At 57.4% G+C, this 22,079-nt stretch carries 19 protein-coding genes; 14 read left to right on the top strand and 5 right to left on the bottom strand.

Annotation, left to right across the window (positions count from 1 at the left end):
- Positions 1–90 precede the first annotated feature (90 nt).
- Positions 91–1,581 carry a muropeptide MFS transporter AmpG gene (ampG, locus tag AC6I79_RS14370; protein WP_498027344.1) on the bottom strand — a complete coding sequence of 497 codons (1,491 nt, stop codon included), beginning with the start codon at positions 1,579–1,581 and terminating at the stop codon, positions 91–93.
- 55 nt (positions 1,582–1,636) lie between these two features.
- Positions 1,637–2,215 carry a lipoprotein gene (locus AC6I79_RS14365; RefSeq protein ID WP_021507183.1) on the bottom strand — a complete coding sequence of 193 codons (579 nt, stop codon included), beginning with the start codon at positions 2,213–2,215 and terminating at the stop codon, positions 1,637–1,639.
- Between the two features lie 268 nt (positions 2,216–2,483).
- On the opposite strand from AC6I79_RS14365, the gene bolA reads away from it, so the two are divergent.
- The 9 genes from bolA (at position 2,484) to AC6I79_RS14320 (ending at position 12,872) form a co-directional block, all read left to right on the top strand.
- Positions 2,484–2,798, top strand: coding sequence for a transcriptional regulator BolA (gene bolA / locus AC6I79_RS14360; RefSeq protein ID WP_058757958.1), 315 nt, complete (start codon positions 2,484–2,486; stop codon positions 2,796–2,798).
- Positions 2,799–3,101: 303 nt separating this feature from the next.
- Positions 3,102–4,406 carry a trigger factor gene (tig, locus tag AC6I79_RS14355; RefSeq protein WP_021507185.1) on the top strand — a complete coding sequence of 435 codons (1,305 nt, stop codon included), beginning with the start codon at positions 3,102–3,104 and terminating at the stop codon, positions 4,404–4,406.
- A 336-nt stretch (positions 4,407–4,742) separates the two neighbouring features.
- Complete coding sequence (gene clpP / locus AC6I79_RS14350) at positions 4,743–5,366, top strand: ATP-dependent Clp endopeptidase proteolytic subunit ClpP (protein ID WP_010616837.1); 624 nt, start codon at positions 4,743–4,745, stop codon at positions 5,364–5,366.
- Positions 5,367–5,493: 127 nt separating this feature from the next.
- Positions 5,494–6,765: an ATP-dependent protease ATP-binding subunit ClpX gene (clpX, locus tag AC6I79_RS14345; protein WP_021507186.1), complete on the top strand. Its 1,272-nt coding sequence runs from the start codon at positions 5,494–5,496 to the stop codon at positions 6,763–6,765.
- 189 nt (positions 6,766–6,954) lie between these two features.
- Entirely contained in the window at positions 6,955–9,309 is a 2,355-nt protein-coding gene (gene lon, locus AC6I79_RS14340; protein ID WP_058775228.1) for an endopeptidase La, read from the top strand.
- Positions 9,310–9,521: 212 nt separating this feature from the next.
- Positions 9,522–9,794, top strand: coding sequence for a nucleoid-associated protein HU-beta (hupB, locus tag AC6I79_RS14335; protein ID WP_014606441.1), 273 nt, complete (start codon positions 9,522–9,524; stop codon positions 9,792–9,794).
- A 237-nt stretch (positions 9,795–10,031) separates the two neighbouring features.
- Complete coding sequence (gene ppiD, locus AC6I79_RS14330) at positions 10,032–11,900, top strand: peptidylprolyl isomerase (protein WP_088516477.1); 1,869 nt, start codon at positions 10,032–10,034, stop codon at positions 11,898–11,900.
- Between the two features lie 139 nt (positions 11,901–12,039).
- Entirely contained in the window at positions 12,040–12,363 is a 324-nt protein-coding gene (locus AC6I79_RS14325; RefSeq protein ID WP_058775229.1) for a ComEA family DNA-binding protein, read from the top strand.
- Positions 12,364–12,464: 101 nt separating this feature from the next.
- Positions 12,465–12,872 (top strand): acyl-CoA thioesterase, encoded by a 408-nt coding sequence (locus AC6I79_RS14320; protein WP_166719923.1) that lies wholly within the window; start codon positions 12,465–12,467, stop codon positions 12,870–12,872.
- 44 nt (positions 12,873–12,916) lie between these two features.
- On the opposite strand, the gene queC is transcribed toward AC6I79_RS14320, so the two are convergent.
- On the bottom strand, positions 12,917–13,612 hold the full coding sequence (queC, locus tag AC6I79_RS14315; protein ID WP_058757956.1) for a 7-cyano-7-deazaguanine synthase QueC: 696 nt from the start codon (positions 13,610–13,612) through the stop codon (positions 12,917–12,919).
- Positions 13,613–13,638: 26 nt separating this feature from the next.
- Positions 13,639–15,354 (bottom strand): SgrR family transcriptional regulator, encoded by a 1,716-nt coding sequence (locus AC6I79_RS14310; protein ID WP_498027343.1) that lies wholly within the window; start codon positions 15,352–15,354, stop codon positions 13,639–13,641.
- A gap of 93 nt (positions 15,355–15,447) precedes the next feature.
- Here AC6I79_RS14310 and cof point away from each other — a divergent pair, with 93 nt between their 5' ends.
- Positions 15,448–16,269 (top strand): HMP-PP phosphatase, encoded by an 822-nt coding sequence (cof, locus tag AC6I79_RS14305; RefSeq protein WP_058757954.1) that lies wholly within the window; start codon positions 15,448–15,450, stop codon positions 16,267–16,269.
- A 34-nt stretch (positions 16,270–16,303) separates the two neighbouring features.
- Here the strand turns inward: cof and AC6I79_RS14300 are convergent, their stop codons facing one another.
- Positions 16,304–17,338: a PLP-dependent cysteine synthase family protein gene (locus AC6I79_RS14300; protein ID WP_058769393.1), complete on the bottom strand. Its 1,035-nt coding sequence runs from the start codon at positions 17,336–17,338 to the stop codon at positions 16,304–16,306.
- A 115-nt stretch (positions 17,339–17,453) separates the two neighbouring features.
- Here AC6I79_RS14300 and AC6I79_RS14295 point away from each other — a divergent pair, with 115 nt between their 5' ends.
- From AC6I79_RS14295 to glnK, 4 genes are all read left to right on the top strand, one after another.
- Positions 17,454–17,915 (top strand): Lrp/AsnC family transcriptional regulator, encoded by a 462-nt coding sequence (locus AC6I79_RS14295; protein ID WP_021507196.1) that lies wholly within the window; start codon positions 17,454–17,456, stop codon positions 17,913–17,915.
- Between the two features lie 24 nt (positions 17,916–17,939).
- Positions 17,940–19,709 carry a SmdA family multidrug ABC transporter permease/ATP-binding protein gene (locus AC6I79_RS14290; RefSeq protein WP_058775236.1) on the top strand — a complete coding sequence of 590 codons (1,770 nt, stop codon included), beginning with the start codon at positions 17,940–17,942 and terminating at the stop codon, positions 19,707–19,709.
- Complete coding sequence (locus AC6I79_RS14285) at positions 19,702–21,477, top strand: SmdB family multidrug efflux ABC transporter permease/ATP-binding protein (RefSeq protein WP_241798667.1); 1,776 nt, start codon at positions 19,702–19,704, stop codon at positions 21,475–21,477. The genes AC6I79_RS14290 and AC6I79_RS14285 overlap by 8 nt, the downstream gene beginning before the upstream one ends.
- Positions 21,478–21,736: 259 nt before the next feature.
- Positions 21,737–22,075: a P-II family nitrogen regulator gene (gene glnK / locus AC6I79_RS14280; RefSeq protein ID WP_007886947.1), complete on the top strand. Its 339-nt coding sequence runs from the start codon at positions 21,737–21,739 to the stop codon at positions 22,073–22,075.
- The last annotated feature ends 4 nt before the right edge of the window (positions 22,076–22,079 follow it).

The raw sequence follows: 22,079 nt of genomic DNA, 5'->3' as shown, positions 1-22,079 counted from the left end.
TCTATTTCGCGTTAAAAAAAATGCTATCGCTTAAAATTCGCCGGGGGCTATTTTTAAGCGATTTATCCCCGTCTGGCAAATAGCGCAGCGTTAATGTGCACGATTTGACGCTGTTTTTCTTAATGCCAGCCAGTCCAGCATCACACCGAGCAGCACCGCCAGCAGCGCCAGCGCCATCCCTGCCTCAAACAGATGGGTTGGCAGCGTCGCGCTGTGCCAGATATCCGCCGCACGCAGTGCCAGCGTCAGCAGCCAGAGCGCCAGCAGCGTACAGCCCGTCGCGAACAGGCGTACCGTCCAGCGATAACCCTGTGGCCACAGGCTGCGCTTCATGAATTCACCGCTGTGCTGCATTGCCTGTAGCGTGCCGCGACACGCCCACAGCAGCAGCAGGCCTGGTACGGCGGCCACCACGGTAAAGGCATAAAATACCGGCCAGCCCCATAGTTCGACCAGCCAGCCAGCCGCCGGACCGACATACACGCGTCCAACCGCTGACAGCGCTGACAGCAGCGCGAACTGCGTGGCCGAGAACGATTTGTTGCACAGCGTCATCAGCAACGCCACAAAGGCGGCGGTGCCCATACCGCCGCACAGGTTTTCGATAAAGACCGCGCTGGCCATGCTCCACAGATGCGGTGGCGTTACCGCCAGCAGCCAGTAAGCGAAATTAGATACTGCCTGCAGCACGCCGAAGATCATCAGCGCGCGGAACAGGCTCAGGCGCTGCATCAGCACGCCACCGTACAGCGCACCGATAATGGTCGCCAGCAGGCCGAGCGTTTTGTTCACCAGACCGACATCACCGGCGCTGAAGCCCACGCCGCGAATCAGGAAGGTGGTGGTGAGCGAAGCGGCGAACGCATCGCCCAGCTTGTAGAGAATGATTAAGGTGATCAGCAGCCAGGCGTTGTTGCGCTGAAAGAAATCCTTCAGCGGAAACGCGACGGCCTGACGCAGCGAGTGCGGCTCGCGCACCGGTGCCTCAGGTTCACGCGCCAGCAGCGTGGCGATCAGTCCGGGCACCATCAGCAGCGCCATCAGCCAGTAGGTGGCCTGCCAGCCGAGATAGCGATCCGCCAGCCACAGCGCCAGGCCGCCGGAAATCAGCATCGCCAGCCGGTAACCGAGCACGGTAATCGCCGCGCCGCTGCCGCGCTCTTCCGGCGGCAGCACATCGGTTTTCCACGCATCAAACACAATATCTTGTGAGGCTGAGCAGAACGCCACCAGCACCGCCAGCGCCGCCAGCAGGGTAAGGTCGCGTGACGGCTGCATAAAGCCCATCGCCACAATGCCGGCAATCAGCGCTAACTGCGTGACCAGCAGCCAGCCGCGCCGCCGGCCAAGAAAGGGCGGAGTATAGCGATCCATCATCGGCGACCACAGGAACTTAAACACATAAGCCTGACCGACGAGGGAGAAGAAACCAATGGTTTTCAGGTCGACATTCTCTACCGTCATCCACGCCTGTAGCGTACCGGCGGTCAGCGCCAGCGGCAGACCGGAAGCGAAACCGAGCAGCAGCAGCAGGACCGCAGCGTTACGTTGAGTAAAAATACGCAGATAGTGAGATGTCATAGCCAGCCTGAAATGAAGCCCGGTCAGCGGGGACCGGGCAGGTTACAGCGGAAAATTAACGCGCGTTTTGCTTGATGAAGTTATTGACGCTGGTGTCCTGCGCCATATCGGCAATCACGTCGCTCAGGGTCGAGTTAACCGCGTTGGTGATCTTATCGTTAGTGGCGCTGAAGGCACCCTCTACGCTGTAGGTCTGACGGTAGTTTTTCACCTGCTTGTTGCCGTTTTTCGCGGTAGCGATAATAGAGATATCCGCTTTGGTGGTGATGCTGTAACGCACGTTGCCCTGCGTGACATCGGCGTACAGACCATTAACCACGATCTGCAGATCCACCGCGCCGTTCGGGCCAATCATGTAGCCGCGTGAAGTCATCTGCTTCTCCAGCACTTCCTGCAACAGGAAACGCAGGTCGCGTGACGGGGTCAGGGTGATCAGCTGGCCGTCGCGGTTCACTTTGGCCAGCGCCTGATCGCTGCGCTGATCGGCACCGTTAACGCTGACGGTAACGCCCATCAGGCTCGGATCCTGCTGTGGCAGCTGGATTTTTGGCTGGATGTTCAGCGTGGTGTTATTGCTGGCGCAGCCGGCCAAAATAAAGGCAGCCAGCAGAGGGAATAACAGTTTTTTCAACATACTCATTCTCGTTAGCATATGGGTTGGTTTGCAAAACTGCGGCCATCATAGCATTGCGGCACGGCGAAAAAAGCCCCGCACCAGGGGAAATTGATTGTAAAGGATTTTTTCGGACCGCCGGACGCGGTAACCGATTGACCGGCAGCCTCAGCAGGCTAAGATGCGCAGCGCAGCAGGATTTATTTCCTGCCAGACTGCGGGAAAGGTAAAAAACCTACTAATATTTAAACAGATGGGGCACAGCGCTCGCCGTAGAGGAGTGTTAACAATGATTCGCGAACAAATAGAAGAAAAGCTGCGTAACGCTTTTGAGCCTGCACATCTCGAAGTGCATGACGAAAGCTATCGTCATAACGTGCCTGCCGGTTCTGAAAGTCACTTCAAAGTGGTGATCGTCAGCGACCTTTTCACCGGACAGCGCTTCCTGCAGCGTCACCGCGCCATTTATGGCGAGCTGGCAACCGAGCTGGCAGGCAGCGTCCATGCGCTGGCGCTGCATACCTACACGCGCAAAGAGTGGGATGGACTGCAGGATACCGTACTCGCCTCACCGAACTGTCGCGGTGCCGGTACGCTGGCCTGAGTTTTCCTCTCCAGCTTTCTCCAAAACGGCCTGCGGGCCGTTTTTTCTTACCTCAATGATGCACAAACGCGATCTGCGGCGCAAAAAAGCAGCAAAACCGTTAAAAAGTGGTGAGTTTGCAGCCTCGACTCATTCCGGGGATGCCGCTATAATGCGGCGTCTATTTTTCCGGAATGTCTTCGGGACGCTTCTGGTGACAGGGATTAGGTTCTGCCTGCAGAGGCCGTCCCGGTTGTTGGATACGGCGCATTAATTGTGTGGTGTCTGAAGTTGACCGAGCACGTGATTTTTTGAGGTAACAAGATGACAGTTTCAGTAGAAACCACTCAGGGTCTGGGCCGTCGCATTTCGATTACTGTTCCTAAGGACAGCATCGAAAGCGCAGTGAAGAAAGAACTGGTGGAAGTGGCTAAGAAAGTCCGTATCGACGGTTTCCGTAAAGGCAAAGTGCCGGCTACCATCATTAATCAGCGCTACGGTGCCTCTGTTCGTCAGGACGTCCTGAGCGAGCTGATGACGCGTAACTTCGTTGACGCCATCATCAAAGAGAAGATCAACCCAGCTGGCGCACCGAACTACGTGCCGGGTGAGTATAAAGAAGGTGAAGATTTCACTTACGCGGTTGAGTTCGAAGTGTATCCGGAAGTTGAGCTGAAAGGCCTGGATGCAATCGAAGTCGAAAAACCGGTGGTTGAAGTGACCGACGCTGACGTCGACACCATGCTGGAAACCCTGCAGAAGCAGCAGGCGACCTGGAAAGAGACCGATGCAGCGGCGTCAGCAGAAGATCGCGCGACCATCGATTTTACCGGCTCTGTAGACGGCGAAGAGTTCGAAGGCGGCAAAGCGTCTGACTTCGTGCTGGCGATGGGTCAGGGTCGTATGATCCCAGGCTTCGAAGAAGGCATCACTGGCAAGAAAGCCGGCGACACCTTCACCATCGACGTGAAATTCCCGGATGACTACCACGCGGAAAACCTGAAAGGCAAAGATGCGAAGTTCGACATCGTGCTGAAGAAAGTGGAAACCCGCGAACTGCCGGAGCTGACCGCTGAATTCATCAAGCGTTTCGGCGTGGAAGATGGCTCCATCGAAGGTCTGCGCGCTGAAGTGCGTAAGAACATGGAGCGCGAGCTGAAAGGCGCTATCCGTAACCGCGTGAAGACGCAGGCGATTGACGGTCTGGTTAACGCGAACGAAATCGACGTGCCAGTGGCACTGATCGACAGCGAAATCGACGTTCTGCGTCGTCAGGCTGCACAGCGTTTCGGCGGCAACGAGAAGCAGGCGCTGGAACTGCCTCGTGAACTGTTCGAAGAGCAGGCAAAACGTCGCGTTGTGGTCGGTCTGCTGCTGGGCGAAGTAATTCGCATCAACGAGCTGAAAGCCGATGAAGATCGCGTTAAAGCGCTGATTGAAGAGATGGCTTCTGCGTACGAAGATCCGCAGGAAGTGATCGAGTTCTACAGCAAAAACAGCGAGCTGATGAACAACATGCGCAACGTTGCGCTGGAAGAGCAGGCGGTTGAAGCGGTACTGGCGAAAGCCAAAGTGACTGACAAAGCCACTAACTTCCAGGAGCTGATGAACCAGACCTCTGCGGCCTGATTCGTGAGTTAACCCTGAGTGCTAAAGCCCGCGACCGCTGTGTCGCGGGCTTTTTCGTTTCTGGCGGAAACCAACTACATTTGTGCGCTATTTGACTAATTAATCGGCAAATTCTTCGCTAAGCTGTTTTTCCGTGTTAGCGAATGGGGAAAAGGTTGTTATGCTTGAAACAACTGGGCTGCATCCCCAGATACAGGGAGAATGCGTGAAAACAGTAAGACTGGCTGATTAACCGTCCTGTTATGTCGGAACGAGACCGCTGCGCATAGTTTTCGCCGCGCGCCTCGCGTAAAATCGGTACAGAATGTTGCCAATGAAATTTATCAGGAGACGGTAATGTCATACAGTGGCGATCGTGAATTTACTGCACCAACCAATGCGCTGGTGCCAATGGTGGTCGAACAAACCTCGCGCGGCGAGCGTTCTTACGACATCTACTCCCGCCTGCTTAAAGAGCGCGTGATCTTCCTGACCGGTCAGGTTGAGGATCACATGGCGAACCTGATTGTGGCGCAGATGCTGTTTCTGGAAGCTGAGAATCCTGAAAAAGACATTTACCTCTACATTAACTCGCCAGGTGGTGTGATTACCGCCGGTATGTCGATTTATGACACAATGAAGTTCATCAAGCCGGACGTGAGCACCATCTGTATGGGCCAGGCCTGTTCGATGGGCGCATTCCTGCTGACGGCGGGGACCAAAGGCAAGCGCTTCTGTCTGCCAAACTCACGCGTGATGATTCACCAGCCGCTGGGCGGCTATCAGGGCCAGGCGACGGACATTGAGATCCACGCGCGTGAAATCCTGAAAGTGAAGCAGCGTATGAATGAGCTGATGGCGGAACATACCGGCAAATCGCTGGAGCAGATTGAACGCGACACCGAGCGCGATCGTTTCCTCTCTGCCAGCGAAGCGGTAGAGTATGGCCTGGTCGACTCCATCCTGACGCATCGCCAATAAGACACATCTGTCTGCCCCTTACGCTATAGTTAACGGGTGCAGACAGGTGAGTTGCATGCATATCGGCCGTTGCTGTACGGCCATTGCCGTACACCAATTAGGTCTGAGAACGAAAAGAGGTTAGCTGATGACAGATAAGCGCAAAGACGGTTCAGGTAAGTTGCTGTACTGCTCTTTCTGCGGCAAAAGCCAGCATGAAGTCCGTAAGCTGATTGCCGGGCCGTCAGTGTATATTTGCGACGAGTGTGTCGATCTGTGTAACGACATCATTCGCGAAGAGATTAAAGAAGTGGCCCCGCACCGCGAGCGCAGCGCGCTCCCGACGCCGCATGAGATTCGCCATCACCTTGACGATTATGTTATCGGTCAGGAGAAGGCGAAAAAAGTGCTGGCGGTGGCGGTGTACAACCACTACAAACGTCTGCGTAACGGTGACACCAGCAACGGGATTGAACTGGGCAAAAGTAACATTCTGCTGATCGGTCCAACCGGTAGCGGTAAGACCCTGCTGGCGGAAACGCTGGCGCGCCTGCTGGATGTGCCTTTCACCATGGCGGATGCCACCACGCTGACTGAAGCCGGTTATGTGGGCGAGGATGTGGAAAACATCATCCAGAAACTGCTGCAGAAGTGCGACTACGACGTACAGAAAGCGCAGCGCGGCATCGTGTACATCGATGAAATCGATAAGATTTCCCGTAAATCAGACAACCCGTCTATCACCCGTGATGTGTCAGGTGAAGGCGTGCAGCAGGCGCTGCTGAAACTGATTGAAGGCACAGTGGCTGCCGTGCCGCCGCAGGGTGGACGTAAGCATCCGCAGCAGGAGTTTCTGCAGGTTGACACCTCGAAAATCCTGTTTATCTGTGGCGGTGCGTTTGCCGGCCTCGATAAAGTGATTTCACAGCGTGTTGAAACCGGCTCCGGTATTGGCTTTGGCGCGACCGTAAAAGGTAAATCGCAGAAAGCCAGCGAAGGTGAGTTGCTGTCACAGGTTGAGCCGGAAGATCTGATCAAATTTGGTCTGATTCCGGAGTTCATTGGTCGTCTGCCGGTGGTGGCGACGCTCAACGAGCTGAGCGAAGAAGCACTGATCCAGATCCTGCGTGAACCGAAAAACGCGCTGACCAAGCAGTATCAGGCGCTGTTTAACCTGGAAGGCGTGGAGCTGGAGTTCCGTGACGAAGCGCTGACGGCGATTGCGAAGAAAGCGAACTCGCGTAAAACCGGGGCACGTGGTCTGCGTTCTATCGTAGAAGCGGCGCTGCTCGAAACCATGTACGACCTGCCATCGATGGAAGGCGTAGAGAAAGTGGTGATCGATGAGTCAGTGATCGAGGGGCAATCTGACCCGATGCTGATTTACGGTAAGCATGAAGCCCAGGCTTCTGGCGAATAAATAATCAATTACACCACGTTGTTATCTTAAAAAAGGGGAAAATGTTTCCCCTTTTATTTTTCTCACCTCTGTGACATTGAATGTCGTGCAAGCATCCCCATATACTCATAATCCTGTGGGTCTAACTGCATACAGCCTGTATCACGCGGTTCCCATCACCTGGCGGACATTAAACTAAGAGAGAGCTCTATGAATCCTGAGCGTTCTGAACGCATTGAAATCCCCGTGTTGCCGTTGCGCGACGTGGTGGTTTATCCGCACATGGTAATTCCGTTGTTTGTTGGTCGGGAAAAATCGATTCGTTGCCTCGAAGCGGCGATGGATCATGACAAGAAGATCATGCTGGTTGCCCAGAAAGAGGCTTCAACGGATGAACCTGGTATTAACGATCTCTTCGCGGTAGGGACCGTTGCTTCCGTACTGCAGATGCTGAAACTGCCAGACGGCACCGTTAAGGTGCTGGTGGAAGGTCTTCAGCGCGCACACATCACCACTTTAGCGGACAATGGCGACCACTTTGTTGCCCAGGCCGAATACCTGATCTCGCCGGAAATTGAAGAGCGCGAGCAGGAAGTGCTGGTGCGTACCGCCATCAATCAGTTTGAAGGCTACATCAAGCTGAACAAAAAAATCCCGCCGGAGGTGCTGACTTCACTCAACAGCATCGACGACGCGGCGCGTCTCGCCGACACCGTGGCGGCGCACATGCCGCTTAAGCTGGCTGACAAACAGTCAGTGCTGGAGATGTCCGACATCAATGAGCGTCTGGAATATCTCATGGCGATGATGGAATCTGAAATCGATCTGCTGCAGGTTGAGAAGCGTATTCGCAACCGCGTTAAAAAGCAGATGGAGAAAAGCCAGCGCGAGTACTATCTGAATGAGCAAATGAAAGCGATTCAGAAAGAGCTGGGCGAGATGGACGATGCGCCGGATGAATACGAAGCGCTGAAACGCAAAATCGACGCGGCGAAAATGCCGGTCGAGGCGCGCGAGAAGGCCGAAGCCGAACTGCAGAAGCTGAAGATGATGTCACCGATGTCAGCGGAAGCCACCGTGGTGCGCGGCTACATCGACTGGATGGTGCAGGTACCGTGGAACGCGCGCAGCAAGGTGAAAAAAGACCTGCGGAAAGCGCAGGAGACGCTGGATACCGACCATTACGGTCTGGAGCGCGTGAAAGACCGCATCCTTGAGTATCTTGCGGTGCAGAGTCGCGTTAGCAAAATCAAAGGGCCGATTCTGTGCCTGGTCGGACCGCCGGGCGTGGGTAAAACCTCGCTGGGACAGTCAATCGCCAAAGCCACCGGCCGTAAATATGTGCGTATGGCGCTGGGCGGCGTGCGTGACGAAGCGGAAATCCGCGGCCACCGTCGTACCTATATCGGGTCGATGCCGGGCAAACTGATCCAGAAAATGGCAAAAGTCGGCGTGAAAAACCCGCTGTTCCTGTTGGATGAGATCGACAAAATGTCATCCGATATGCGCGGCGATCCGGCTTCAGCGCTGCTGGAGGTACTGGATCCGGAGCAGAACATTGCGTTCAACGATCACTATCTGGAAGTGGATTACGATCTGTCAGATGTGATGTTTGTGGCTACCTCTAACTCCATGAACATTCCGGCTCCGCTGCTGGATCGTATGGAAGTGATTCGTCTCTCCGGCTACACCGAAGATGAGAAGCTCAACATCGCTAAACAGCACCTGCTGCCGAAGCAGATCGAGCGTAATGCGCTGAAAGAGAAAGAGATCAGCGTTGACGACAGCGCCATTATCGGCATTATCCGCTATTACACCCGTGAAGCGGGCGTGCGTAGCCTGGAGCGTGAACTCTCCAAGCTGTGCCGTAAAGCGGTGAAAGCGCTGCTGATGGACAAAGCGAAAAAGAGCATCAAAATCAACGGCGAAAACCTCAAGGATTTCCTGGGTGTGCAGCGCTTTGATTACGGCCGCGCCGACAGCGAAAACCGTGTTGGTCAGGTCACCGGCCTGGCGTGGACCGAAGTGGGTGGCGATCTGCTCACCATCGAAACCGCCTGCGTGCCGGGCAAAGGCAAGCTGACCTACACCGGTTCACTCGGTGAGGTGATGCAGGAGTCCATCCAGGCGGCGCTGACGGTAGTCCGCGCCCGTGCGGAGAAACTCGGCATCAACGGCGACTTCTACGAGAAGCGTGACATCCACGTACACGTACCGGAAGGGGCGACGCCGAAAGATGGTCCAAGTGCCGGTATCGCGATGTGTACCGCACTGGTCTCCTGTCTGACCGGTAACCCGGTGCGTTCGGACGTGGCGATGACCGGCGAGATCACACTGCGCGGTCAGGTACTGCCGATTGGTGGCCTGAAAGAGAAACTGCTGGCGGCGCATCGCGGCGGCATCAAAACCGTGCTGATCCCGGACGAAAACAAGCGCGATCTGGAAGAGATTCCACAGAACGTGATTGCCGATCTGTCGATCCATCCGGTGAAGCGTATTGAAGAAGTGCTGAGCCTGGCGCTGGAAAATGCCCCGTACGGGATGCAGGTTGCCACGGCAAAATAGTGATTAGCGACAAAAAGCGCTAAAAAGCGAAGCTGGCAGGCCAAATCGGGCTTGCCAGCTTTTTTTTGTGCCGCTAATTTAGGGGGCTGCTGGATCAACGATTAAGATGAATACCGTTGTTTCAGCTCCACAGGCTTGATATAACTGGCTGCGCGTTCGCACCGGGCGGGAAGCGCGGGTGCGAGTGAATAATAAAAGAGGGGATGAAGAGAGTGAATAAGTCACAGTTGATCGACAAAATTGCTGCAGACGCTGACATTTCTAAAGCGGCAGCGGGACGTGTGTTAGATGCATTCATGGGCTCCGTTTCTGACGCGCTGAAAGGCGGTGACGAAGTGGCACTGGTCGGTTTCGGTACCTTCTCTGTACGCGAGCGTGCTGCCCGCACCGGCCGTAACCCACAAACCGGTAAAGAAATCACCATCCCGGCTGGTAAAGTACCGGGTTTTCGTGCAGGTAAAGCACTGAAAGACGCCGTCAATTAATGACCGCTGACCTGTCCATCGAAGCATTTTCTTCCATGGATTGAGGACGAAAAAGGCGTTCTCATGTAACATACGGGCACATCATTTTTGATGTGCCTTTTTTTATCTTGATGCGCGACTTTAGCCGCTGGCTTCAGTCTCCGCATGGTTGCCAGCTGCCAGCCTGAACCGCAGCTGCACGATGATGACATCGTGTCAGAGCTTTACATCCACACTACAGCGGAGTGTTGTCATACCATGATGGACAATTTACGCGCGGCGTCGAACCATGTCGTGCTCAAGATCATTCTGGGATTGATCATCCTGTCATTCGTACTGACCGGGGTGGGCAACTACCTGATTGGCGGTAACAGCGATTACGCTGCCAAAGTGAACGGCCATGAAATTAGCCGCGGTGAGCTGGAACAGGCGTTTAACAACGAGCGCAACCGTCAGCAGCAGATGCTGGGCGACCAGTTCTCGCAGCTGGCCAGCAACGACGGCTACATGCAGCAGATGCGCCAGCAGGCGCTGTCGCAGCTGATCGATCAGGCGCTGCTCGATCAGTACATCAAAGATCTGCACATTGGCATCAGCGACGATCAGGTGAAGCAGGCTATTTTCAATCAGCAGGCTTTCCAGACCAACGGTAAGTTCGACAACGCGAAATACAACGGCCTGATCGCCAGCATGGGCTTTAGTGCCGATCAGTACGCCGAAGCGCTGCGCAAGCAGCTGGCGACGCAGCAGCTGATCAACGCCATCGCCAATACCGACTTCATGCTGAAGGGTGAAACCAGCAAGCTGGTGGATCTGGTCTCGCAGCAGCGCGAGATTCGTCAGGCGGTGATTGACGTTAATGCGCTGGCCGCGAAACAAACCGCCAGCGACGACGAAATCAATCAGTACTACCAGCAGCATCAGAGCAGCTTTATGGCACCTGAGCAGTTCCGCGTCAGTTACATCAAAATGGATGCGGCCAGCCTGCAGGAGAACGCCAGCGAAGCGGATATTCAGAGCTGGTACGATCAGCACAAAGCCGACTATTCACAGCCGCAGCGCAACCGTTACAGCATCATTCAGACCAAAACCGAAGCCGATGCCAACGCGGTGCTGGATGCGCTGAAAAAGGGCGAGGATTTCGCCACGCTGGCGAAGAGCAAATCCATCGACCCAATCTCTGCGCGTAAAGGCGGCGACATGGGCTGGCTGGAGCCGAACACCACGCCGGACGAACTGAAAAACGCCAACCTGACGCAGAAAGGTCAGCTGTCTGGCGTGATCAAGTCCTCAGTAGGTTTCCTGGTGGTGCGTCTGGACGATATCCAGCCAGAGCAGGTTAAACCGCTGGCGGAGGTGCACGATGCGGTGGCGGATAAAGTGAAGCAGGAAAAAGCCGTCGACGCCTTCTATAAGATGCAGCAGAAGGTGAGCGAAGCCGCCAGCAACGACAACGAATCCCTGGCGGGCGCCGCACAGGCATCTGGCCTGAAAGTGGTGGAAACGGGCTGGATCACCCGCGATAACGTGCCGGCCGATCTCGATTTCGATGCGGTTAAACAGGCGATCTTCAACGGTGGCCTGACCGGTCAGAACGGCGCGCCGGGCAACAACTCTGACATCATCAGCGTCGATGGCGATCGGGCGTTTGTGTTGCGCATCAGCGAGCACAAACCGGAAGCGGTTAAACCGCTGGATCAGGTCAAAGCGCAGATTGCCGACAGCCTGAAGCATGACAAAGCGACGCAGCAGGCCAAAGCGCAGGCAGACAAACTGCTGACCGAGCTGAAAGCGGGCAAACAGGACGCGCTGCAGGCGGCTGGCCTGACGCTGAGCGCCAGCAAAACCGTCGATCGCAACGCGCAGGATCCGGTGGCTCAGGCCGCATTCAACCTGCCACAGCCAGCGGATAACAAGCCGTCTTGGGGTGTCAGCGAAGATATGCAGGGCAACGTGGTGCTGGTCGCGCTGGATAAGGTCAGCGCGGGCAACATGCCGCAGGCGCAGATCGACGAAATGGTGAAAGGCGTGACGCAAAACAACGCGCAGATTGCCTTTGAAGCGCTGCTGGAAAACCTGCGCAAAGAGGCGAAGATTAAGTACGGCGCCGCCGCACAAAACCAGTAAGCCTCACAAAAAAAGGTAAACTGCTGCAATACCGAAAGGCCGCTTCTGCGGCCTTTTCCATTTCTGATCATCGCCTTTTGAGTGCGTTTCTCGCTTGTGCCACCCTGCAGTGGCTGTCAAACACAAGGAGAAACACAGCATGGTTAAATCAACATTTCGTGCCTTTTGCATCACGCTGGCGCTGGGCGGCGCGCTCTGGACCAGCGGACTGGCGGCGGCGGAAAGCCCCAGTGAAACGCAGGCGACGCAGGTGTCCACGCCGCAGCAGGAACAGGTCAGCATCAATCAGGCCACGGCCGAGCAGCTGGCCGCCGCCATGAACGGTATTGGACTGAAAAAAGCGCAGGCAATTGTCAGCTATCGTGAGCAGTACGGGCCCTTCAGCGCCATCGAGCAGCTGAAAGAAGTACCTGGTATTGGCAGTGCGCTGGTGGAGCGGAACAGCGCGCGGCTGAAATTGTGAAGCGGCTCGCGACTCTGAAGGATTGCTAAAGCGGCCCATCAGGCTGTGCTATGCTCAACAGGTCCAACCAGTTGTCATTCACAGCCTGAACAGGAGCAATCATGCAAACCACCATCAAAGTGCGCGGCTATCATCTTGACGTCTATCAGCATGTGAACAATGCGCGCTACCTGGAATTTCTGGAAGAGGCGCGCTGGCAGTGGCTGGAAGATGCCGATGCCTTTCACTGGCTGCTGGAGCAGCAGCTGGCGTTTGTGGTGGTGAATATCAACATTAACTATCGTCGTCCGGCGGTGCTGGGCGACGTGCTGCACATAGAGAGCGAGGTCTCGCAGCTCAACGGCAAAAGCGGCATTATTTTACAGCGGGTGGTGCTGGCGGGTGATAACACGCTGGTGGCGGATGCGGCGCTGACCTTCGTCTGCATCGATTTGCGCACGCAAAAAACCGTGCCGCTGGAAGGGGAGTTACGTGAACGCCTGGCGGCATTGATGACCGCGACTTCCTGAGCTGGCATGCCCAGAAAGCACGCCAGCCCGCAGCGCGGCCGCAATCAGCGCAGGCCGCTTTTCTGTTTCATCGCCGCCATCACGCTGGCCGCATTGGCCTGGTAATCGGCCAGACCGCGTGCGCGCAGGTGGCAGGCCGCGCACTCACCACAGCCGTCGCCTTTAACGCCGTTGTAGCAGGTTAGCGTCTCCGAGCGGACCAGCGGCAGTTGCTGCCAGTAGTCCGCCAGCGCCCAGGTTTCTGCTTTATTCAGCCACATCAGCGGCGTTTCAAAACGCACGTCGCGCGCCATGCCGAGAGTGACGGCGTTGTTCAGCGCTTTGACAAACTCGTCACGGCAATCCGGGTAGCCGGAAAAATCGGTTTCACACACGCCGGTGATCACCGCTTCGGCTTCCACCTGATAAGCATAAATTGAGGCCAGCGTCAGAAACAGGATGTTACGTCCCGGCACGAAGGTGCTGGGCAGGCCGCTGGCCTGCGGATTGTAGGCCGGCACCGGAATGTTATCGCGCGTCAGGCTGCTGACCGCCAGTTCATTGAGCAGCGTTACGTCCAGCACTTTGTGCGCCCGCGCGCCCAGCTGGTGCGCCAGCTCTGCGGCGACGCTGATCTCTTCGCGATGGCGCTGACCATAATCAAAGGTCACACAGTGCACTTCATCATACTGCTGCAGCGCCTGAATCAGACAGGTGGTGGAGTCTTGTCCGCCACTGAATACGACAACGGCTCGTTTCATGTTTTCTTCCCCATAAATCAGTGCGCCTATGGTACTGGCTCTGGCGCGGGCTGAACAGCACCGCCTGCGGCAGGCGGCGGGATCCAGGCGCGGGTGAAATCGAACCAGCCCATGCTGTTAAGCTGAATACCTTCGACGCCTGGCGGAGCAAACACCTGGTAGCGATAGTTAAACAGCGGCAGCAGATGGCCGTCGCGCATCAGCTGCTGAAACAGCTGATGAATCGCGGCGCTGCGCAGTGCCGGACTGGCCTGACGGGCGATAGCGTGCAGCGGTGCCTGCAGTACCGCCGGACGCAGCGGTTGCCAGACCGCATCATTTTCCAGCCAGTTCACCAGGGTAAACTGCGGCGCATCACCAATCAGACGGTCGCCCATGATGATGTCGGCGTCACTCAGATCGATGTCATCGCGCCAGCTTTTGACGTCGTGAAATACGCAGGTGAGGGTACAGCCCTGTGCCGCCAGCAGCGGCACCAGCGCCTGCGCCATGACGTGCAGTTCGATGGGCAGGTGATAATGTAGCGTCAGCGTTGCGGGCAGTGTGCCTTCCGGGCGGTGTGGGGCGGGCAGCGGCCAGCCGGGCAGCAGCTCTGCGGTTGGCGTAATTAAGCCTTCATCCAGCGGCAACTGCTGAATGACGCCGCTGTGCTGAATCAGCGCGAGCAGCGTTTTGGCCTGCGCCTGGCTGAAGCGAGCCGAGAAACGCGGCGCCAGGTAACAGAAACCGAGACTGATGCTGCGATCCACCGGCCGCAGCGTGTCCAGCTCGTCGGGATCGCCAATGGCGATCTGCACCGGATGGCGACAGCTGGTGCCCAGCCCGCGCTCGAACAGCTGCGGCGTAATCCAGTATTCAACCACCTGAATCAGCGGACGCTGATGGTGCCAGCGTGCATGGCTCTCCAGCCGCACCAGCTCGCGGGTAAAGTGCGTCAGGCGCCATGGTCCGCTGCCGGTATAGGCATGCTCCGGATGCGGCAGCAGGCAAAACTGATGCGCCAGCCGCTGCGGCAGCCAGTAATCGCTGGTGCGCAACCGGATACGCAGCGCCAGCGGATGTGGTGCATCGATGTGTTCCACCGCCGCCAGCAGACGGCCGCCCTGCGGCGTCTGCATGATTCGTTGCAGCTGCTGGACCAGCTGTGCCGCCTGCACCGGTTCGTCGTTATGCCAGCTGAGCAGTGGCCGCAGCCAGAAATACCATTCGCGGCCCTGCGCATCGTGCTGCCAGTGATGTGCCAGATCGCCCTCGACATCATCCGCGTTAAAGCGCGTCAGGCCGGAGAAAATCTGGCGTACCAGATGCTGCTCGGCGCGTCCGGTGAGCTGCAGCGGATCCAGCGCCTCCATCGCGCGATAATAGGGAATGCGCAGCACCGGCGCCTGATTCTGCCACTGGCCGCCCATCAGTGGGCGCAGCATTTTCACCAGCCGTTCAGGCGCGACATCCAGTACCTGCAGTGCCTGTACCGCTTCACCGGCTGCCAGCTGCTGGCTGAGCAATTGCTGACGCAGCTGTTCGGGAGAGAGCAGAAAGCGCAATTCGCCTTGTTTACCGCGTCCCGCCGCACCGTGCCACTGCAGCCAGCCCGCCTGCTGCCACTGCCGCAGCAGGGTGCGCACGTGGCGCTCGCTGCAAAAGCAGTGCTGCGCCATGGCCGCAACGCTGATGCGCTGCGCTTCGCCCTGGCTAAGCTGCCACAGGCGCTGAAACTGATTAACCCGATGAAGCTGTCGCATGATTAAACCCGGAACAGTTTTTTGAAAGTATTCACTATTAGTTCCGTAATTACCAGGCGATAGTAAACCCCTCATTCAGACCGGAGAGTTCCTATGGCCCGCCTCGCGGCATTTGATATGGACGGTACACTGCTGCTGCCTACCCACCGTTTAGGTGCGGAGACGCTGCAGAGCCTCAACGCCTTACACCAGCGTGGCGTTACGCTGGCGTTTGCCACGGGGCGTCACCTGCTGGATATGCAGGCAGTACGTCAGCAGATCACCTTGCCCGCCTGGCTGATCACCGGTAACGGCACGCGCATTCACGATGTCGAGGGCAGACAGCTGTATGGCTGTGATCTGGCGCCATCGGTGGCGGAAGAGGTGTTGCACAGTCACTGGCAAACCCCCGCGTCGATCCACATCTTTAATGACGAAGGCTGGTTTACCGATAAACCGCTCCCGGGATTGCTGGAAGCGCACGCGATGAGCGGGTTTCACTATCAGCTGCGTGATTTACGCCGCATGCCGGCTCATGAAGTCACCAAGATCTGCTTTATCGCGCCGTATGAGATGCTGCTGGCGCTGAAGATTGAACTGCAACAGGCGCTCGGCGATCGCGCCAGCCTGTGCTTCTCCGCCAGGGAGTGTCTGGAAGTTTTACCGGTGGATTGCCACAAAGGCGCCGCGCTGGCGCGGCTGTGCCAGCATCTGTCGCTGTCGCTGGCGGATTGCATGGCATTCGGCGATGCGATGAATGACCGCGAAATGCTGGAGCGCGTCGGGCGCGGTTTCATCATGGGCAACGCCATGCACCAGCTAAAAACCTCGCTGCCCCATTTACCGATTATTGGCCATTGCGAGACACAGGCAGTGTCTCACTACTTAAATCACTGGATGACCACACCACACCTCGATTATTCCCCCGAATGCTGAGGCTTACAGTGAACCGGACAGGATGTCCGGTTTTTTATTGCAGCTCGCGCTGCCACGCCTGAATATCGCCGATCTGCTCAGCGACCCACTGCGGATTGTAATAGGTATCCGGATAGCGCTCGCCGCTGTCACACAGCAGCGTCACCAGCGCGGCGGATTGCCCCTGCGCGCGCAGCCGTTTTGCCACCTGCAGCATGCCCCAGAAATTGGTGCCGGTAGAGGCACCCGGACGTCGGCCGAGAATCTGCTCCAGCCTTAACATGGCCGCCACGGTGGCGCCATCGGGCACTTTCATCATTTCGTCAATCACATCCGGTAAAAACGACGGCTCAACGCGCGGGCGACCAATCCCCTCAATCAGGCTGCCACGCTCGCTGCGCAGCCTACGATCGCGGCTGTGCCAGTAATCGAAAAACACCGAGTGCTGCGGATCGACCACCAGCAGGCGCGTGTCGTGGCCCTGATAGCGGATGTAGCGCCCCAGCGTAGCCGAGGTGCCGCCGGTGCCGGCGCTCATGATCAGGGTGTGTGGCACCGGGAAAGGTTCATGCGCCATCTGGCGGAAAATGCTTTCGGCAATATTGTTGTTGCCGCGCCAGTCGGTAGCGCGTTCGGCATAGGTAAACTGGTCCATAAAATGGCCGTTGAGTTCACGCGCCAGACGCTCGGATTCGCTGTACAGCTGGCACGGATCGGCGACGAAGTGGCACTCCCCGCCGTAAAAGCGGATCAGCTCGATTTTGCGCCGCGCGGTACTGGCTGGCATTACGGCGATAAACGGCAGGCCGAGCAGACGGGCAAAATAGGCTTCCGACACCGCGGTGCTGCCGGAGGAGGCTTCGATGATCGGCGTGTTTTCTCCAATCCAGCCATTGGCCAGACCATAGAGAAACAGCGAACGCGCCAGGCGATGTTTCAGGCTGCCGCTTGGATGGGTGCTTTCATCCTTAAGATAAAAGCGAATGCCGGGGAAATCGTCCAGCGTAAAACGGATCAGGTGCGTATCAGCGGAGCGCTGAAAGTCGGCGTTAATTTCATTGATAGCGTGGCGAACCCAGGGCGTTTGCATGGTGCGATTCCGGCAGCGAGATTGCGCTCAGTGTAAGGCACTGGCAGGAAAAAGAGGTTGCTAAAAGTTGGTTATAATCGGCAAATAAGAGAAAATTTTTCTCCTGAGGTGGCGAATGCTAGATAAAACTGACCGCACACTGCTGGCGCTGCTGCAAAAAGACTGCACGCTGTCGCTGCAGGCGCTGGCCGATGCGGTGAATCTCACCACCACGCCGTGCTGGAAACGCCTGAAAAAGCTGGAAGATGATGGCATTATTCGGGCGCGCGTCGCGTTGCTGGATGGTGAAAAGCTCGGCCTGTCGCTCACCGCCTTTATGCTGATCAAAACCCAGCAGCACAGCAGCGACTGGTTTCAGCAGTTTGTCGCGGTGGTACAGCAGATGCCGGAAGTGATGGCCTTCTACCGCATGGCGGGTGAGTACGACTACCTGCTGCGCATTCAGGTGGCCGATATGAAGAGCTACGACGCGTTTTACAAGCGTCTGGTTAACGGCGTCCCGGGGCTGATTGACGTCACCTCCAGCTTCGCTATGGAAGAGATTAAATACACCACCGCCTTGCCGGTAGCGCCCTGAACGGGCATCACAAGAGATTTTTTTGTGCGATTATTCAGCCAGTTAAGTTGGTATTTTTTGCGCGAGTGGCGGCGCTATCTGGGCGCCATCAGCTTGCTGATTATCATTGCGCTGCTGCAGCTGCTGCCTCCGCATCTGGTCGGCGTGATTGTCGACGGCGTGACCCAGCACAGCCTGACGCGCGGCGAAATTTTTCTGTGGATCGGCGTGATGCTGGTGACCGCAGTGATTGTCTATTTGCTGCGCTACGTCTGGCGCGTGCTGTTGTTCGGCGCCTCTTACCAGCTGGCGGTGGAGTTGCGCGAAGATTTTTACCGCCAGCTTAGCCGCCAGCATCCGGCGTTTTACCTGCGCCACCGTACCGGCGATCTGATCGCGCGCGCGACCAACGATGTCGATCGCGTGGTGTTTGCTGCGGGTGAAGGGGTGCTGACGCTGGTGGATTCGCTGGTGATGGGGCTGGTCGTGCTGGCGGTAATGAGCGTGCAGATCAGCTGGGAGCTGACGCTGCTGGCGCTGATTCCCATGCCGATTATGGCGCTGGTGATTCAGAAAGACGGCGCGCGCCTGCATCAGCGCTTCAAAGTGGCGCAGGCGGCGTTCTCCAGCCTGAACGATCAAACGCAGGAGAGTCTGACCAGCATCCGCATGATCAAAGCCTTTGGCCTGGAAGATCATCAGTCGAGCCAGTTTGCGGATATCGCCAGCGACACCGGCCGCAAAAATCTGCACGTGGCGCGCGTCGATGCGCGCTTCGATCCCATCATTTATATCGCCGTGGGCTTTTCGAATCTGCTGGCGATTGGCGGTGGCGGCTGGATGGTGTGGCACGGTTCACTGACGCTCGGGCAGCTCACCAGCTTCGTCATGTACTTAGGGCTGATGATTTGGCCGATGCTGGCGCTGGCGTGGATGATTAACATCGTCGAGCGCGGCAGCGCGGCGTGGAGCCGTATTGGTGCGCTGCTGGCGGAAGCGCCTGCGGTTGAGGATGGTCAGCAGCCACTGCCGGCGGAAGCGGGCGTGCTGCAGGTGGCGATCCGCGCCTTCCACTATCCGGCGAGCAGCGCGCCGGTGCTGAGCGACGTGCATTTCCAGCTACAACCGGGGCAGATGCTTGGGCTGTGTGGGCCTACCGGCTGCGGCAAAAGCACGCTGCTGAGCCTGATTCAGCGCCACTTTGATATTGATCAGGGCGAGATTTGCTATCACGCCATTCCGCTACCGCAGCTGCGGCTGGACAGCTGGCGCAGCCGGCTGGCGGTGGTCAGCCAGACGCCGTTCCTGTTTTCCGATACCGTTGCGAATAACCTGGCGCTGGGCCGCCCGGAGGCAACGCAGGAAGAGATCGAGCGCGTGGCGCAGATGGCCTGCGTGCACGATGACATTCTGCGTCTGCCACAGGGGTACGCTACCGAAGTGGGTGAGCGCGGCGTCATGCTCTCTGGCGGGCAGAAACAGCGCATCGCCATTGCGCGTGCGCTGTTGCTCAACGCGGAGATTCTGATCCTCGACGATGCGCTGTCGGCGGTTGATGGCCGTACCGAACATGAAATCCTGCATAACCTGCGCCTTTGGGGCAAAGGGCGCACGCTGATCATCAGCGCGCATCGGCTGTCAGCGCTGACCGAAGCCAGCGAGATTCTGGTATTGCAGCAGGGCGCAGTGGCACAGCGCGGCGATCACGATACGCTGGCGGCGCAGCCGGGCTGGTATCGCGATATGTATCGCTATCAGCAGCTGGAAGCCGCGCTGGATGAGGACGAGTCAGAACAGGGAGCCGACCATGGCTAAATCGCAACGCTTATGGCCAACGCTGAAACGCCTGCTGGCCTACGGTAAACCGTGGCGCAAATCGCTGTGGCTGGCCGTCGGCATGCTGTGGATCGCTGCCGCTGCCGAAGTCACCGGTCCGGTGCTGGTCAGCTATTTTATCGATAACCTGGTGGCAAAACACCAGATGCCGTGGGGCATCGTGGCCGCGCTGCTGGTGGGCTTTGTGCTGCTGCAGCTGCTGGCAGCGGGTCTGCACTATTTCCAGGCGCTGCTGTTTAACCGCGCGGCGATTGGTGTCGTGCAGCAACTGCGCGTCGACGTGATGAATGCGGCGCTGCGTCAGCCGCTCAGTGCCTTCGATACCCAGCCGGTGGGGCAGATTATCTCGCGCGTCACCAACGACACCGAAGTGATCAAAGATCTTTACGTCACGGTAGTAGCCACTGTGCTGCGCAGCGCTGCGCTGATTGGCGCGATGCTGGTGGCGATGTTTGCACTCGACTGGCGTATGGCGCTGGTGGCGCTGGTGATTTTCCCGCTGGTGTTAACGGTGATGCTGATCTATCAGCGCTACAGCACGCCGATTGCGCGCCGCGTACGTAGCTATCTGGCCGAAATCAATAATGGCTTCAACGAAGTGATTAACGGCATGAGTGTGATCCAGCAGTTTCGCCAGCAGGCGCGCTTTGGCGAGCGCATGGGCGAAGCCAGCCGTTCACACTATCTGGCGCGGATGGAGACGCTGCGGCTGGACGGCTTTCTGCTGCGTCCGCTGCTCAGCCTGTTTTCTGCACTGATTTTGTGCGGTCTGCTGATGCTGTTCAGCTTTGCCACGCCGGGCGTGTTTGAGGTTGGCGTGCTCTACGCCTTTATCACTTATCTTGGCCGCCTTAACGAGCCACTGATCGAGCTCACCACGCAGCAGTCAATGCTGCAGCAGGCGGTGGTGTCGGGCGAGCGTATTTTTGAACTGATGGATGCGGCGCAGCAGAGCTACGGCAGTGACGCTCAGCCGCTGGCTTCCGGGCGTATCACCCTGCGCGATGTTAGCTTTGCCTACCGCGACAACCGCGACGTGCTCAGCCATATCAACCTCGAAGTGCCGGCGCGCGGCTTCGTGGCACTGGTCGGCCATACCGGCAGCGGAAAAAGCACCTTAGCCAATCTGTTGATGGGCTACTATCCGGTGACGCGCGGCAGCATAGAACTGGATGGCCGCCCGCTGCGCCAGTTGACGCACGATGCGCTGCGCGGCAGCGTGGCGATGGTGCAGCAGGATCCGGTGGTACTGGCCGATACGCTATTGGCCAACGTGCGCCTGGGACGCGATATCAGCGAAGAGGTCGTGTGGCGCGCGCTGGAGAAGGTGCAGCTGGCACCGCTGGCCCGCGCGATGCGCGACGGCATTCATACCCGGCTCGGTGAGCAGGGGAACACGCTGTCGGTCGGGCAGAAACAGCTGCTGGCGCTGGCGCGCGTGCTGGTGTCGCTGCCGCAGATTCTGATCCTCGATGAGGCCACTGCCAATATCGACTCAGGCACCGAGCAGGCGATTCAGCAGGCGCTGCGCACGCTGCGCCAGCACAGCACGCTGGTGGTGATTGCTCACCGTCTTTCCACCATCACCGAAGCGGATCAGATTCTGGTGCTGCACCGTGGTCAGGTGGTCGAACGCGGTACACACACCGAACTGCTGGCGCAGCAGGGCCGTTACTGGCAGATGTACCAGCTGCAGCAGGCTGGCGATGAACTCGCGGCGGGCATACCCGCAACGGCAGAGGGGTGATTTGCACCTTTTTTGCGCAGATTTATCGGAATGTTCTGTATTGATGCACTCCTTTGAGGCCGCAAGCACCAAAGGAGTGCAGTAAAGTCCCACCTTTCTGTTTTTCCGAATGAAAACCTTGCCCGTTACGCCATACCGGAGCGCGATACTCTGCGCCCGGCAGCCTTAGCGCCCACTTTTGCCATTTGTGGCACAGCCTTTGCTTAACTCTCTGCGTGTCCGCGAAGACTCACCTATTTTTATATCCGGAGGGGAACGTATGAAGCTGGTTACCGTGGTAATCAAACCATTTAAGCTGGAGGACGTGCGTGAAGCCTTATCCTCCATTGGCATTCAGGGCCTGACCGTGACCGAAGTGAAAGGCTTCGGTCGTCAGAAAGGCCATGCAGAACTGTACCGCGGTGCCGAGTACAGCGTTAACTTCCTGCCAAAAGTAAAAATCGATATTGCGATTGCGGACGATCAGCTGGATGAAGTGGTGGATGTGATCAGCAAAGCCGCGTACACCGGCAAAATTGGCGACGGCAAAATTTTCGTCGCGGAACTGCAGCGCGTGATTCGTATTCGTACCGGCGAGACCGACGAAGCAGCACTGTAACTGG

This window comes from gamma proteobacterium symbiont of Scutellera amethystina (genome assembly GCF_059730845.1).
This window is presented reverse-complemented; position numbering and strand designations above follow the sequence as displayed.